This is a genomic window from Streptomyces sp. NPDC028289, assembly GCF_055565975.1.
This window is the reverse complement of the sequence record NZ_JBVHTI010000001.1, coordinates 568143-581755: the sequence shown is the minus strand read 5'-3', so window position 1 is coordinate 581755 and position 13613 is coordinate 568143. Positions and strand designations below refer to the sequence as shown.

Sequence of the window (13613 nt, the reverse complement as noted above, 5' to 3'; positions counted from 1 at the left end):
CCCGGATCCCTCTCATGGTGGCACTTCGTGCCGCCGACGGCCAGAGGACCCCCGTGTGATCCATCGGTCACCGTCCGCCGTCCACGGTCCCCGGGATCCGCCCGGCCCTGTCGCGTTCCGTAAGAGATGGGTAAAGGAATTCAGATACGAGACGGTGCCGTATTGAAATGGTCATAGGCTCGTCCGCATGACAACTCCTGCCGACCACGCTCCACCCGGCCCGCGCATACCCGAGGCGGTGCACCGGCGCCGCTGGGCGATTCTCGGCGTGCTCATGCTGAGCCTGCTGATCGTGGTGCTCGACAACTCGATCCTGAACGTCGCCGTCAAGACCATCTCCACCCCGGCCCCGGTCGGCCTCGGCGCCACCCAGAGCCAGCTGGAATGGGCGATCAACGCCTACACCCTCGTCTTCGCCGGCCTGCTCTTCACCGCCGGCCTCGTCGGTGACCGCCTCGGCCGCAAGAAGGTGCTCATCGGCGGCCTCGTGGTCTTCGGCGTCGGCTCGGCCCTCGCCGCCGAGTCCGGCTCCGCGGACCAGCTGATCGCCTTCCGCGCCCTGATGGCCCTCGGTGCCGCCTTCGTGATGCCCGCCACCCTCGCCGTCCTGATGAACGTCTTCGAGCGCCAGGAGCAGCCGAAGGCGATCGGCATCTGGGCCGGCGGCGTCGGCCTCGCCATCGCCATCGGCCCGATCACCGGCGGTGTGCTGCTCGACCACTTCTGGTGGGGCTCGGTCTTCCTCATCAACGTGCCGATCGTGATCATCGCGCTCGCCCTGATGGTCTGGCTGGTCCCCGACTCGCGCGACCCGCGCCCGGGCCGCCTCGACCCCGTCGGCGTGGTGCTCTCCGTCGTCGGCCTCGTCCTGCTGGTCTACGGCATCATCAAGGGCGGCGAGCTCGCCGACTTCACCGACGCCAAGGTGCTCGCGACCATCTTCGCCGGCATCGCGGTCCTCGCCGGCTTCGTGATCTACGAGAAGCGCAGCGACCACCCCTCGCTGGACGTCACCTACTTCAAGAACAAGGTCTTCTCGGCCGCCATGGCCGCCATCGCGCTGGTCTTCTTCGCGCTGATGGGCGTGACCTTCTTCTCCGTCTTCTACACCCAGAGCGTGCGCGGCTACTCGCCGCTGCAGTCCGGTCTGCTGCTGCTCCCGCTGGCCGCCGCGCAGATGATCTTCGCGCCGCGGGCCCGGCTGGTGGTGGACCGGTTCGGCAACAAGGCCACCACCGCGGGCGGCCTGGTGCTGATCGCCGCCACCCTGGCCACCTTCGCCACCTTCCAGGCCGACACGCCGATCTGGATCCTGGAGGTCGTCTTCTTCCTGATGGGCACCGGCATGGCGCACATCATGACGCCGACCTCGGTCGTCATCATGCAGGCCCTGCCCCGTGAGAAGGCCGGTTCCGCCTCCGCGCTCAGCAACACCTTCCGCCAGGTCGGCGGCGCCCTCGGCATCGCCGTGCTCGGCTCGGTGCTGTCGACGTCGTACCGCAACGGCATCGAGGGCAAGCTCGGCGCGCTGCCGCCCGGGCTGCGCGAGACCGCCGGCGAGTCCATCGAGGCCACGCTCGGCGTCGCCTCGAAGCTCGGGGCGCAGGGCAAGGCCCTGGTCACCCCCGCCAACGACGCCTTCCTGCACGCCATGCACATCACCGCCCTGTGCGGCGCGGGCGTCGCGCTGATCGGCGCCGTGGTCGTGACCCTCTTCCTGCCGGGCAAGCCGCCGGCCGGCCAGCAGGGCGACCGGGAGCAGGAGTTGGTCGTGGCGGCGGAGTGAATACGAACGACCGGAAAGACCGGAACCACCGGAACCACCGGAACGACTGAACGGACCGGCCGGCGCCGGCAGGAACCACGGGGGACGCCTGGGGACACCGGGGGACACCCCGGAGCCACGGGGGAAACCTCGTGGCCTACCACGGGGGGAGGCTTCGGCTGCGGGAGAATTCCCGCAGCCAGTGCACTGAGAGGACGGTACGACGTGACGCTTGCCGACAGCGGACCGCGGTCCATCACTCCGGCCCGCGGCCGCCCCCGCAGCGAGGCGGTGGAGATCGCCATCCTGGAAGGCGTGATGAAGCTCCTGGAGGAGGGCGTTCCGCTCGCCGAGGTCTCCATCGAGCGGATCGCCCGGACCGCCGGCGTCGGCAAGGCCACCATCTACCGCCGCTGGAACGGCAAGGAGGAGCTCTTCGTCGACGTCATGCGCGCCGCCGAGCCCCCCGATCCCGAACTCCCCGGCACCTCCATGCGCGACGACCTCGTCGTGCTGCTCGAGTCGCTGCGCCAGCGCGGTCTGATGAACCGTTCGTCGGCCATCCTGCACAACGTCTACGCCCAGATGAAGAGCAGCCCCCGCATCTGGAACGCCTACCACGCCAACGTCGTCAATCCCCGGCGCGAACTGGGCAGGGAAGTGCTGCGCCGCGGCCAGCGCAACGGCGAACTCCGCGCCGACGTCGACATCGAGCTGGCCAACGACATGTTCACCGGGCCGATGCTGCTCAGGGCCATCCTGCGCCCCGACGCGGAACTCCCCGAGGGCCTGGCCGAACAGATCGTCGACGAGGTGCTGGCGGGGCTGGGCCCCGTCACCTCGCCGTAGCAAGTGTTCGCGTTTCGTCACAGACCCCACCGACCCGCCGGTAACCGGAACCCCTCCTCTCGGCCCGTTCGTCATCCTCTTGCGTACGGCCGTCATGTGACGGCGGGAGAGGAGCCGATCATCCCCTAGGGTCGTAACCGGGGGACGACGGTGTGCACGGCAGGTTGTGAGGCAGGCGGTATGGCGCAGCAGGCGTACATGACGGAGACGGACAACGGCGGCTCGGGACCCGAGCGTCGGGGAGACCGGTTCCGACGCCTGGTGGAACGGCTGCTGAAGGGCTGGCGGAACGATCCGCGCATCTGGCGCCGGGGCGTCGTCACCGCCGTGGTGGCGCTGCTTCTCGCCGGCGTGATGCTGCTGCACTCCCGCATCCCCAATCGCGTCGGCAACCTCGGCAGTCTCACCGAGACCTTCCTGCCCTGGCTGGGCCTGCTGATCCCGGTACTGGTCCTGGTCGGCTTCCTGCGCAGGTCGGCGACCGCGCTGATCGCCGTCCTCCTCCCGGCGATCGTCTGGCTGAACCTGTTCGGCGGACTGCTCACCGACAAGCAGGGCACCGGCGGCGACTTCATGGTGGCCACGCACAACGTCAACGCCGACAACCCCGACCCGACCGGCACGGCCACCCGGCTCGCCTCCTCGGGCGCCGACGTGCTGGCCCTGGAGGAGCTGACGGCGACGGCCGTACCCACGTACGAGAAGGCGCTGGCGTCGACGTACAAGTACCACGCGGTCGAGGGCACCGTCGGCCTGTGGAGCAAGTACCGGCTCACCGGCGTCAAGGCCGTCGACATCAAGCTCGGCTGGACGCGCGCGATGCGCGCCACGGTCGCCACCCCGCACGGCCCCCTCGCCGTCTACGTCGCCCATCTCCCCTCCGTACGCGTCAAGATGAACGCCGGCTTCACCGCCCGGCAGCGCGACACGAGCGCGGACGCGCTGGGCGAGGCCATCGCCGACGAGACCCTGCCCCGGGTGATCCTCCTCGGCGACCTCAACGGCACGATGAACGACCGCTCCCTCAACGGCGTCACCTCGCAGATGCGCTCCACGCAGGGCGCGGCGGGCAGCGGCTTCGGGTTCAGCTGGCCGGCCGCGTTCCCGATGGCCCGCATCGACCAGATCATGGTCAAGGGCGTCGAGCCGGAGAGTTCCTGGACCCTCCCGAGGACCGGCAGCGACCACCTCCCGATCGCGGCGCGTGTGAACCTGACCACATCGGGTTCGTAGAAACCCCTGGTCAGCGCAGCCACTCTCGCTTTGTAAGGACAATCGGACACTGCGCCGTAACCTGGCGGAATACTTGGCCTGGGAGACTTTGTTCCGTAGCTGAACTTAGAACGCACGGACCCCTGCTCCCCGAAAGGCAAAGGCCCTTCATGCCTCTGGCCCTGCTCGCCCTGGCCGTCGGCGCTTTTGGTCTCGGCACCACCGAATTCGTCATGATGGGCCTGCTGCCCGACGTCGCCGACGACCTGCACATCTCGATCCCCACCGCCGGCCACCTGGTCTCCGCGTACGCCCTCGGCGTCGTCATCGGCGCCCCGCTGCTGGCCGCGCTCACCGCGCGCCTGCCCCGCCGCCGGGTCCTCATCTCCCTGATGGCCCTGTTCGTCGCGGGCAACGCGCTCTCGGCCCTGGCCCCCGGCTACGACTCCCTCCTCGCCGCGCGCTTCCTCAGCGGCCTCCCGCACGGCGCCTTCTTCGGCGTCGGCGCGGTCGTCGCCACCGGCCTGGTGGCACCGGAGCGCAAGGCCCGCTCGGTCTCCCTGATGTTCATGGGCCTGACCGTCGCCAACATCGCGGGCGTCCCGGTCGCCACCCTCATGGGCCAGCACCTCGGCTGGCGGGCGACCTTCCTGGGCGTGAGCCTGATCGGCGTCGCGGCGATGGCCGCGGTGTTCTTCCTGATCCACCCCACGCAGACCCCGGTCCCGACGTCCGGCCTGCGCGGCGAACTCACCGCCCTGCGCTCCCTCCCGGTCTGGCTGGCCCTCGCCACCACGGTGGTCGGCTTCGGCGCCCTCTTCTCCGCGTACAGCTACGTCACGCCGATGCTGACGGACGCCGCCGGTTACGCCGACTCGAACGTCACCCTGCTCCTCGCCCTCTTCGGCGTCGGCGCCACGATCGGCAACCTCGTCGGCGGCCGCCTCGCCGACCACGCGATGCGCGGCACGCTCTTCGGCGGCCTGGCGTCGATGGTCGCGGTGCTGCTCCTCTTCCCGGTCCTGATGCGGGCGGAGTGGAGCGCCGCGGCCGCGGTCGTCCTCCTCGGTGTCGCGGCCTTCGTCACCGGCTCGCCGCTCCAGCTGATGGTCATGGAACGCGCGGCCGCCGGCCCCTCCCTCGCCTCCTCCGCCAACCAGGCGGCCTTCAACCTCGCCAACGCCGGCGGCGCCTGGATCGGCGGCGTGGCCCTGGCCGCGGGCTTCGGCGTCACCTCCCCGGCCCTCGCGGGTGCGGCCCTCGCCGTCCTGGGCCTGGGCGTCGCGAGCGTGGCGTACGCGGTGGACCGGCGCCGGGACGTCCCGACGCCGACCGGCCACGTACGGGTGGTCGCCTCGCACGTACCGGAGACGGCGGAACCGGCGCACTCCTCCTGACCGGCTGGTCCACCGCGGCGCACTTGCGCGTCGCCGGATCCGGCCGTCAAGGAGTAGGCGCGGTGTTCACCTTCGGGTGAATCGGTTCAGACGGGGCGTCGGCGATCGGATCTGCCTACGATGATGCTCTCGACACCAGCCCCTGGGAGGCACGCGATGTCCGCCGCAGCCATCGAGCAGCCCTTCGACGACGAGCCGTTCTCACTCACGGCCATCGCTGACGAGATCATGGAACGGCATCCGGGCTACCGAGTCGAGATCATCGGAGGCCACCTCCTCGTGACCCCACCACCGGATGTCGATCACGCATTCGCCCTGACCGACCTAATGATCCCGTTTATTGCCGCAGGTCTGCACGGAGCGGAAACCAAGGTCGCCCAGAACGTCGGCCTCTGGCTGCCCACCGGAGACGAGGACTACGCCATCCCCGACCTCGCGATCGTGGACGCCGACATCGGCGACCACCTGGTCGAGAACAACGCCTATGACCCGGTCTGCTTCCGTCTCGTCCTTGAGGTCACCTCCAGCAACTGGAAGGACGACCTGAAGACCAAGGCCGTCGCCTACGCCCAGGCCAAGCTCCCGGTTTACGTCGTGGTCGACCGCAAGCACCAGCGCGTCCACGTGCTCACCGATCCCAGCGGGGAGAAGTACGAGCACCACCGGCCGTACTCACCCGGCGAGACCGTCACGCTGCCCGCCTCGATCGGCGCCGAGGTCACCCTCGACGTCGAACAGATCCTCAAGGCCGCCCTGAGGAAGACCGACTGATCAGCCGGCGTCGGCGGTCTGCAGTGCCTGCAGCGCGTCATCGAACACCTGGGTGAAAGTGCGCAGCTTCTCGTCGTCGCCGGACAGGCCGACGCGGTCGGTGCGGGTGAGCTGCCAGTACCGGCGGCCCTCCTCGTCGGTCAGCAGCCCCGGGGCGTAGGCGCCGAGCTGGTGCCGGGTCAGGGCACCGATGCGCCACCGCAGTTCCCAGGCGGTCACCTGAGCCTCGAAGAACAGGTGCCGACGTATCCCCCCGGGCTCCGCACCGCTGAGCCGCTGCCCGGCCGCGGCCCGGACCAGCTCCGGATCGACCGCTGCGGCCCGCAGCAGCTCCACCTGCGTCTGCAACACGGTGGCCCGCGCTGTCTCCCGGCGCTGCTCACGACGCCGCACCAGGAGCATCAGCAAGACGGCGACCCCGGCGGCCAACAACAGATCGAACAGAATCGGCACAGCAACTCCCCCGGAGCAAAAGGGGGCCGCACCCGCCAACGGACGCCGGATCAGGAAGCGTTCGCCGAGCCCGCGTACCCGACACCGAAGGTGAACGCGCGGCTCCTGCCGGGTTCGAGGGCGAGGGCGGCGGTCTGGTCCGGGCGGTTGAAGGCGTCGGTCGTCGTCTCGACGGGTTCGAGGGCGATGGAGGCGCGGCGGTCGCGGGCCAGGGTGTCGCCGGTGAAGACGTGCAGGTAGCCGCTGTGCTGCCAGACGCGCAGTTCCTCGCCGGTCACGGGATCGGTCAGTACCGTCTCGATCCGGCCGGCGGGGCCGGGAGTGAGGTCCGCGTAACAGGCGTCGATGACCACGCCGCCCAGTCGTCTCGGCGCCCGGAAGTCGAGGTCGGGGCGGTCGTCCAGGGAGATGCGGCCGTCCTCGCCGGGCAGCGGGATGAGGGAGGCGTCGGTGCGGATCAGGGTGTGCGCGGGGATGCGCAGGGTCAGGTCGTCGATGGGGCGGGACAGGGTGAAGTACGGGTGCCAGCCCGTCGCGTAGGGGGCGGTCGTGTCGCCCACGTTCGTCGCGCGGACGTCGACGGCCAGCTCGTTGCCGCTGAGGGTGTATTCGACCGTGAGGTCGATCGCGAAGGGATAGCCGGAGTATGCGCCCGGCCGGATGGCCGTGGTGCGCAGCAGCAGGCGGGCGGAGTCCGGTGTCGTGGCGGCGTGGGCGAGTGCGAAGGCGGTCTCGCGGACGAAGCCGTGGTAGATCAGCCGGTCGCCGTGGTGGCCCGGGAGCAGGTCGTGGTCGTGGCCGTCGTAGCGGTAGCGGGCATCGGCCACGCGGTTGGGGAAGGGGGCCAGCAGGCCGGCGCGGACGCCGTCCTGCGCCAGGAGCTCCTTCTCGTCGCGGTAGCCGTCCGTCAACTCCTTGAGTTCGCCGGTGACTTCGCTGCCGACCTGCCAGCTCAGCAGGGTCGCGCCGCGCAGGGCGAGGACGGCGCGTACGCGGTCGTCCGGTGCGGAGACGACGAGGGTGGGTTCGCCGCCGAGGCGGCTCTCGGTGATCCGGTACTCGGCGGTCATTCCCGTGCCGTTCCTTTCAGCTCGCCTCGGGGGCGAGTTTCTTCGCGCCCGTCATGATGGCCACCGCGTCCTCCATGGAGTGCGACTCGGGGGTGATGACGCCGGCGCGGGCGCCGAGGCGCTGGATGTGGATGCGGTCGGCGACCTCGAAGACGTTGGGCATGTTGTGGCTGATGAGGATGACGCCGAGACCCTGGTCGCGCAGGTCGCGGACGAGTTTGAGGACCTGGCCGGTCTCGCGGACGCCGAGCGCGGCGGTGGGTTCGTCGAGGATCACAACCCGGCCGCCGAAGGCGGCGGTACGGGCGACGGCCACGGACTGGCGCTGGCCGCCGGAGAGGGTCTCCACGGCCTGGTTGATGTTCTGCAGCGTGCCGATGCCGAGCCGTTTGATGTGGTCGGCGGCCTGCTTCTTCATCTCGCCGGTGTCGAGCATGCGGAACACCGAGCCGAGGACGCCCTTGCGGCGGATCTCGCGGGCGAGGAAGAGGTTGCTGGCGATGTCCAGGGCGGGGGCGACGGCGAGGGTCTGGTAGACGGTCTCGATGCCGGCGTCGCGGGCGTCCTGGGGGCGTTTGAAGTGGACCTCATTGCCGTCGACCAGGATGCTGCCCTGGTCGGGGACGAGGGCTCCGGACAGGCACTTGATCAGGGTGGACTTGCCGGCGCCGTTGTCGCCGATGACGGCGAGGACCTCGCCGGCGTGGAGGGTGAGGTCGACGCTGTTCAGGCCGACGACCCTGCCGAAGAGCTTGACCAGGCCCTTTGCTTCGAGAACGGGGGCGGTGGCGGTCGTCACGACTTCACACTCCGGATCCACTGGTCGACGGAGACAGCCGCGATCACCAGGATGCCGACTGCGAGGACTTGGTAGTTGGGGTCGATGCCGGCCAGCGCGAGGCCGTTGACGAAGACCTGGACGATCAGCGCGCCGATCAGCGAGCCGAAGACCACCCCGCGGCCGCCGAACAGGCTGGTGCCGCCGATCACCACGGCGGTGATGGACTGCAGGTTGGCGTTGAGACCGCTGTTGGGGTCACCGCCGCCGACCCGGCCGACCAGGATCCAGGCGCCCACGGCGATGGCGAAACCCCCCACCATGTAGGCGCTGAGCAGGACCCGGTTGACGGAGATGCCGGCCAGCCGGGCGGCCTCGACGTCGTCGCCGACGGCGTAGAGGTGGCGGCCCCAGGCGGTGTAACGCAGGGCGTAGCCGACCACCGCGTACAGCGCGATCATGAGGAGGACGCCGTACGTGAGGTTCAGCTGTCCGAGCGAGACGGTCTGGCCGCTCCACAGCAGGATGTTGCCCGGCTGCAGGGCGACGGTCTGGCCCTTGGCGTAGATGAGGGTGACGGCGGTGAAGACGCTGAGGGTGCCGAGGGTGACGATGAACGGCGGCAGCTTGATCTTGGTCACCAGTACGCCGTTGACGGCCTGCGCGGCGATCGCGACGACCGCCCCGGCCAGCAGGGCGAACACGCCGGGCCAGTGGTTGTCCGCGACGAGCTTCGACATGAGCAGGGAGGACAGCACCATCACCGCGCCGATCGACAGGTCGATGCCGGCGGTGAGGATGATGACCGTCTGGCCGACGGCGAGCGAACCGATGACGGCCACCTGCTGGGCGACCAGCGAGAGGTTCTGCAGCGCGTAGAAGCGCTCGTTCACCAGGGAGAACACGACGGCGGCGAGCACCAGGACGATGGCCGGGCTGAGGGCCGGCTGGCGGTGCAGCACCGAGTGGATGCGCTGGCTGGGGGTGGCGGGCCTGTTGAGGAACTCCTCCGCCGGTGCCGGTGTGGCTTTGTCCACGTGGGTGGTCACAGGGGGTCCTTCCGGTGTTTTCCCTGGTACGGGCTCATGGGCTCGTGGAGTACGGTGCGGCGCCGGTGCCGTGACGACGGTCCGCGGCGCCGCACCCGGCGGGGTGTCAGCTGCCCCAGCAGGCGGAGGCGGCCTGTGAGGGGGACTGCACGGTCAGGCCGTCCAGGGACTTGGCGGCGACGAGGGCGGTACCGGTGTCGTAGAAGGACTTGCCGTCGGTCACGCCGGGCTTGCTGCCGCCGCGGGCCAGCTTGGCGATCGACGTGACGCCGAGGGCCGCCATCTTGCCCGGGTACTGCACCGCGTCGGCGGCGAACTCCCCGCTGGTCACGTTCTTCAGGCCGGAGCAGCTGCCGTCGATCGCGTAGATCGCGGCCTGCTTCACCTTGCCGGCCGCGTTCAGCGCGTTGTACGCGCCCTCACCCGCGGGCTCGTTGATCGCGTAGACGACGTTGATGTCCGGGTTGGCCGACAGGCAGTTCTCCATCGCGGTGCGGCCGCCGTCGATGGCGCCCTGCGTGGGCTGGTGACAGACGACCTTGTACGTGCCGCCCTTGCCGCCGGTGTACTTGCCGGACTTGGCTTCCTTGCCGTTCTCGGTCTTGCTGCCCGGGTCGATGCCCATGCCCTCCAGGAAGCCGTGGTCACGGTTGATGTCGACCGAGACGACCTGGTTGTTGAACAGGTCGAGCATGGCGATGACGGCCGGCTTGCCGCCGAGGGCCGCCGCCGCGTACTGGCCGATGAGCTTGCCGGCCTGCTCGTTGTCGGTGGCGTAGGTGATGTCCGCGGTGCTCGCCGGGTTCGGCGCGGTGTCCAGGGCGATCACGAACAGGCCGGCCTGCTTGGCCCGGCCCAGGGCCGCGTTCACCGCGTCACCGTTGGTGGTGATGAGGATGCCCTTGTCGCCACGGGCTATCGCGTTGTCGATGGCGGTGATCTGGGTCTGGGTGTCGCCGTCGCTGGTGCCCGCCGCCACCGTGAGACCCACGTTGTCCTTGGCGGCCTGGGCCTTGGCGTCCTTCTCCATGCTCACGAAGTACGGGTTGGTGAGGGTCTTCAGGATCAGCGACACCCCCACCTTGCCACCGCCCCCCGAGGCGGACGAGGAGGCGCTCCCGTTCGAGGAACCGCAGGCCGCGAGCGTCGCGCCGAGGCAGACCGTGACGCCGATCGCCATCGCCCGGGTACGCCGGCCGGAGCGGCTCGACAGGTGACTGGTGGAGAAGTTCATGGCTCGATCCCTTTCGGATCCGTCCCTTGGCCGACGCTGAGACAACGTTGACTGGGCGAGATACTGGGCCTGTATGGACGAGCGCGTCAAGACGCTGATAAACATGCGTCGGCAACGAGTGGGTAACGCGAATCCGGTAGGAGACAACGATGACTCAGGGCGAAACGCCGCCCCGGTCCACCCGCAGCCGCCCCACCATGCGTGAGGTCGCGGCGCTGGCCGGAGTCGCCATCAAGACGGTCTCGCGCGTGTTCAACGGCGTCCCCACCGTCGATCCCGCGATCGTCGCCAGGGTCCGCGAGGCCGCCGACCAACTGGGCTACCGTCCCAACCTCACCGCGAGCAGTCTGCGCCGCGGCGACGGTCGTACCGCCACCATCGGCATGCTCGTCGAGGACGCCGCGAACCCCTTCTCGGCCGCCCTGACCCGCACCGTGGAGAACGTCGCCCGGGAACGCGGAGTCCTGGTGCTGGTCGGCAGCGTGGACGAGGACCCGGCACGCGAACGGGAGCTGGCCCAGGCGCTCGTGGACCGCCGGGTGGACGGGCTGGTCATCGTCCCGGCGGGACGCGACCAGAGCTACCTGATCAGCGAACAGCGCTCCGGCACCCGCATGGTCTTCGTCGACCGCGAGGCCGGTCTGCTGGACGCGGACGCGGTCGTCTCCGACAACCGGCAGGGCGCCGTCACCGCCGTCAACCACCTGCTCAAGGCCGGCCACCGCCGTATCGCCTACCTCGGCGACCGCGCCTCCATCACGACCGCCGCCCAGCGCTTCGACGGGTACCGGCACGCGCTGGAGGTCGCGCACCTCACGTACGACGACGAGATCGTGCGGCACGTGCCGGCCAGTGAGGAGGCCGCCGTCGCCGCCACCAAGGGGCTGCTGGAGCTGCCGGATCCGCCCACGGCACTGTTCACCAGCCAGAACCTGGTCACCATCGGCGCCCTGCGGGCCCTGCGCGCCCTCGGACTGCAGGACACCGTCGCCCACGTGGGCTTCGACGACTTCCCGTTGGCGGACATCCTCGACCCGGGCATCTCCGTCATCGCCCAGAACGTCGAGGAGGTGGGCAGGACCGCCGCCGAGATGCTCTTCCACCGTCTGGACGGCGACGAGTCGCCCACCCGCACCGTCATCGTGCCAACCCGGCTCATCGAGCGGGGCTCCGGCGAAATCCCGGCCGAAGGACCCCGCCATGACTGAAGCCGTACGAGCCGCCGCACAGCCCCCGGCCGTGACCGTGATCGGCGAAGCCCTCATCGACCTGGTCCAGCTCGACGCCCCCGGCGACTACCGCGCCCGGCCCGGCGGCAGCCCCTTCAACGTCGCCATCGGCCTCGCCCGGCTCGGCCACCGCACCGCGCTCATGGCACGGCTGGCCGACAACACCTTCGGCCGGTTGCTGCGCGCGCACGCCGCCGCCGAGGGCGTCGACCTGACCTCGGCCCCGGCCGCCGCCGAACCCACCACGCTCGCCGTGGTCTCCATGGACGGGCAGGGGCGGGCGAGTTACGACTTCTACCTGGACGGCACCGCGGACTGGCAGTGGAGCGAGGCGGAGACCGCGCTCGTCCCCCGGGACACGGCCGTACTGCACTTCGGTTCGGTCGCCTCCTGGACGGCTCCGGCCGACCGGCACATCCACTCCGTTGCCTGCCGCCTGCGCGCCGAGGGCACGACGCTGATCAGCTACGACCCCAACGTCCGCCCCGTCCTCCTCGGCGACCCGGAGCGCGGCAGGCAGGCCGTCGAACGGAGCGTCGGCACCGCCCACCTCGTCAAGGCGAGCCGCGAGGACGTCGAGTGGCTCTACCCCGACACGCCGATCGAGAAGACCGCCGCCCGCTGGCTGGAGCTCGGCGCACTCCTCGTCGTCATCACCGACGGCCCCGACGGCGCCCATGTCTACTCCGGCGCGGGGAGCCTGAGCCGTCCCGGACGGAAGGTCGCGGTGGTGGACACCGTCGGCGCGGGCGACGCGTTCACCGCGGGGCTGCTGGGCGCGCTGACCCGCCACGGACTGCACAGCCCGCGGGCGCTGGCCGCGGCCGACCCGGGCGCACTGCGGATCGCCGTGGACGACGCGATCCTCGTCTCCGCGCTGACCTGCGAACGCCTGGGCGCCGACCCGCCCACCGCCCTGCCCCGCCCCACATCGCCCACCCAGGCACCCCTGGAGGCGACGGACCTGACGTTCCCCGACGACAACCGCCGTACGGAAACGGACGGTCCGGCACCGCGCCCGACGCAGCCGACCGCGAGCTGACCGGGCCGCACGCGAGCCTGCCCTGGTCGCTCACTTCCAGAGGGACGCCAGTTGCCATGCCTTCAGCCGGCCGAGCTTCGCGGTGCCGGCGTCGGCGAAGACGCCGACGCCGGTGTCGGCGGGATCTGGGAAGATCTGGTCGGTGAGGACGACCTGTTCGCCGGATGCGTTCTGCACCCCACGTCGGTACGGCGCGGCGTGCACGGCGTCGAGGCCGCCCGGGAACTCCTCGCCCTTCCCCGGCCGCCCACCGCGCTCTTCTCCGCCCAGAACCTGATGACCGTCGGCGTGCGCAAAGCCCTCCAGGAACTCCGTCTGCAGCACGATGTGGCTCTGATCGGCTTCGACGACCTGCCCTTCGCCGTTTCCGGATGCTCCACCGCTTGTGTACACGGAGGCGTCCTACAGCGGAGACACCGTCGATGATCCGGCCCTCGTAGAGCGGTACCGCAAGGCATACGATCGGCTCAGGGCTGTCGCGTTGTCACCAGACACGTCCCTCGCCATGATCAAGGCAGCGGCGGAGGATTACCGAAATGGGAAGCAACCGGATCGACTTGACTGACGCTCTCTGGTTCAAGAGCAGCTACAGCAACGAGGACGGCGGCAACTGCGTAGAAGTCGCCGACAACATCCCCGGCCTCGTCCCCGTCCGCGACTCCAAGTCCCCCCAGGGCCCGGTGCTCGTCCTCCCCGCCACAGCCTGGACCCCCTTCGTCGCCTTCCTCAAGTAGCCCAGCACGAAGGGGCGTGCGGTCTGAGAA

The 13613-nt window shown here is 70.2% G+C and carries 14 protein-coding genes and 1 pseudogene; 9 read left to right on the top strand and 6 right to left on the bottom strand.

The window, feature by feature from the left end; all coding sequences use genetic code 11:
* The first annotated feature begins 187 nt into the window (after nucleotides 1-187).
* From ACZ4UV_RS02640 to ACZ4UV_RS02620, 5 genes are all read left to right on the top strand, one after another.
* Nucleotides 188-1786 (top strand): MFS transporter, encoded by a 1599-nt coding sequence (locus tag ACZ4UV_RS02640; RefSeq protein WP_351491577.1) that lies wholly within the window; start codon nucleotides 188-190, stop codon nucleotides 1784-1786.
* Nucleotides 1787-1990: 204 nt separating this feature from the next.
* Nucleotides 1991-2614, top strand: a complete 624-nt coding sequence (locus ACZ4UV_RS02635) for a TetR/AcrR family transcriptional regulator (protein WP_351491576.1) — start codon at nucleotides 1991-1993, stop codon at nucleotides 2612-2614.
* A gap of 180 nt (nucleotides 2615-2794) precedes the next feature.
* Nucleotides 2795-3847, top strand: a complete 1053-nt coding sequence (locus ACZ4UV_RS02630) for an endonuclease/exonuclease/phosphatase family protein (protein ID WP_451018912.1) — start codon at nucleotides 2795-2797, stop codon at nucleotides 3845-3847.
* 149 nt (nucleotides 3848-3996) lie between these two features.
* On the top strand, nucleotides 3997-5223 hold the full coding sequence (locus ACZ4UV_RS02625; RefSeq protein WP_451018913.1) for an MFS transporter: 1227 nt from the start codon (nucleotides 3997-3999) through the stop codon (nucleotides 5221-5223).
* A gap of 156 nt (nucleotides 5224-5379) precedes the next feature.
* Nucleotides 5380-5994, top strand: a complete 615-nt coding sequence (locus tag ACZ4UV_RS02620) for a Uma2 family endonuclease (RefSeq protein ID WP_451018914.1) — start codon at nucleotides 5380-5382, stop codon at nucleotides 5992-5994.
* Here ACZ4UV_RS02620 and ACZ4UV_RS02615 read toward each other — a convergent pair whose 3' ends face one another.
* From ACZ4UV_RS02615 to ACZ4UV_RS02595, 5 genes are all read right to left on the bottom strand, one after another.
* Complete coding sequence (locus ACZ4UV_RS02615) at nucleotides 5995-6447, bottom strand: DUF6082 family protein (RefSeq protein WP_467835487.1); 453 nt, start codon at nucleotides 6445-6447, stop codon at nucleotides 5995-5997.
* A gap of 50 nt (nucleotides 6448-6497) precedes the next feature.
* Nucleotides 6498-7517, bottom strand: coding sequence for an aldose epimerase family protein (locus ACZ4UV_RS02610; protein ID WP_467835485.1), 1020 nt, complete (start codon nucleotides 7515-7517; stop codon nucleotides 6498-6500).
* Nucleotides 7518-7533: 16 nt separating this feature from the next.
* Nucleotides 7534-8316 carry an ATP-binding cassette domain-containing protein gene (locus ACZ4UV_RS02605; protein ID WP_467835482.1) on the bottom strand — a complete coding sequence of 261 codons (783 nt, stop codon included), beginning with the start codon at nucleotides 8314-8316 and terminating at the stop codon, nucleotides 7534-7536.
* The gene (locus ACZ4UV_RS02600) at nucleotides 8313-9344 is read right to left on the bottom strand and encodes an ABC transporter permease (protein ID WP_390037815.1); all 1032 of its coding nucleotides are present in this window, start codon (nucleotides 9342-9344) and stop codon (nucleotides 8313-8315) included. Before ACZ4UV_RS02600 ends, ACZ4UV_RS02605 begins: the two co-directional genes overlap by 4 nt.
* A gap of 106 nt (nucleotides 9345-9450) precedes the next feature.
* The gene (locus tag ACZ4UV_RS02595) at nucleotides 9451-10578 is read right to left on the bottom strand and encodes a substrate-binding domain-containing protein (RefSeq protein WP_451018917.1); all 1128 of its coding nucleotides are present in this window, start codon (nucleotides 10576-10578) and stop codon (nucleotides 9451-9453) included.
* Nucleotides 10579-10727: 149 nt separating this feature from the next.
* Between ACZ4UV_RS02595 and ACZ4UV_RS02590 the strand changes: the two genes are divergently transcribed.
* Nucleotides 10728-11786: a LacI family DNA-binding transcriptional regulator gene (locus tag ACZ4UV_RS02590; RefSeq protein ID WP_467835478.1), complete on the top strand. Its 1059-nt coding sequence runs from the start codon at nucleotides 10728-10730 to the stop codon at nucleotides 11784-11786.
* Nucleotides 11779-12849, top strand: coding sequence for a carbohydrate kinase family protein (locus tag ACZ4UV_RS02585; RefSeq protein WP_390037821.1), 1071 nt, complete (start codon nucleotides 11779-11781; stop codon nucleotides 12847-12849). Before ACZ4UV_RS02590 ends, ACZ4UV_RS02585 begins: the two co-directional genes overlap by 8 nt.
* A 30-nt stretch (nucleotides 12850-12879) precedes the next feature.
* Here the strand turns inward: ACZ4UV_RS02585 and ACZ4UV_RS02580 are convergent, their stop codons facing one another.
* Nucleotides 12880-13173: a GH32 C-terminal domain-containing protein gene (locus tag ACZ4UV_RS02580; protein ID WP_467835475.1), complete on the bottom strand. Its 294-nt coding sequence runs from the start codon at nucleotides 13171-13173 to the stop codon at nucleotides 12880-12882.
* Between the two features lie 40 nt (nucleotides 13174-13213).
* On the opposite strand from ACZ4UV_RS02580, the pseudogene ACZ4UV_RS02575 reads away from it, so the two are divergent.
* Both ACZ4UV_RS02575 and ACZ4UV_RS02570 read left to right on the top strand, forming a co-directional pair.
* Nucleotides 13214-13414, top strand: a pseudogene (locus ACZ4UV_RS02575) (Scr1 family TA system antitoxin-like transcriptional regulator); the annotation flags it as partial.
* Complete coding sequence (locus ACZ4UV_RS02570) at nucleotides 13386-13583, top strand: DUF397 domain-containing protein (protein ID WP_451018920.1); 198 nt, start codon at nucleotides 13386-13388, stop codon at nucleotides 13581-13583. The pseudogene ACZ4UV_RS02575 and the gene ACZ4UV_RS02570, both read left to right, overlap by 29 nt.
* The last annotated feature ends 30 nt before the right edge of the window (nucleotides 13584-13613 follow it).

Coding starts and splice junctions, on each gene's coding strand:
- ACZ4UV_RS02640 (WP_351491577.1), top strand. CDS start 188: ATGACAACTCCTGCCGACCACGCTCCACCCGGCCCGCGCATACCCGAG.
- ACZ4UV_RS02630 (WP_451018912.1), top strand. CDS start 2,795: ATGGCGCAGCAGGCGTACATGACGGAGACGGACAACGGCGGCTCGGGA.
- ACZ4UV_RS02625 (WP_451018913.1), top strand. CDS start 3,997: ATGCCTCTGGCCCTGCTCGCCCTGGCCGTCGGCGCTTTTGGTCTCGGC.
- ACZ4UV_RS02620 (WP_451018914.1), top strand. CDS start 5,380: ATGTCCGCCGCAGCCATCGAGCAGCCCTTCGACGACGAGCCGTTCTCA.
- ACZ4UV_RS02610 (WP_467835485.1), bottom strand. CDS start 7,517: ATGACCGCCGAGTACCGGATCACCGAGAGCCGCCTCGGCGGCGAACCC.
- ACZ4UV_RS02595 (WP_451018917.1), bottom strand. CDS start 10,578: ATGAACTTCTCCACCAGTCACCTGTCGAGCCGCTCCGGCCGGCGTACC.
- ACZ4UV_RS02590 (WP_467835478.1), top strand. CDS start 10,728: ATGACTCAGGGCGAAACGCCGCCCCGGTCCACCCGCAGCCGCCCCACC.
- ACZ4UV_RS02585 (WP_390037821.1), top strand. CDS start 11,779: ATGACTGAAGCCGTACGAGCCGCCGCACAGCCCCCGGCCGTGACCGTG.
- ACZ4UV_RS02570 (WP_451018920.1), top strand. CDS start 13,386: ATGGGAAGCAACCGGATCGACTTGACTGACGCTCTCTGGTTCAAGAGC.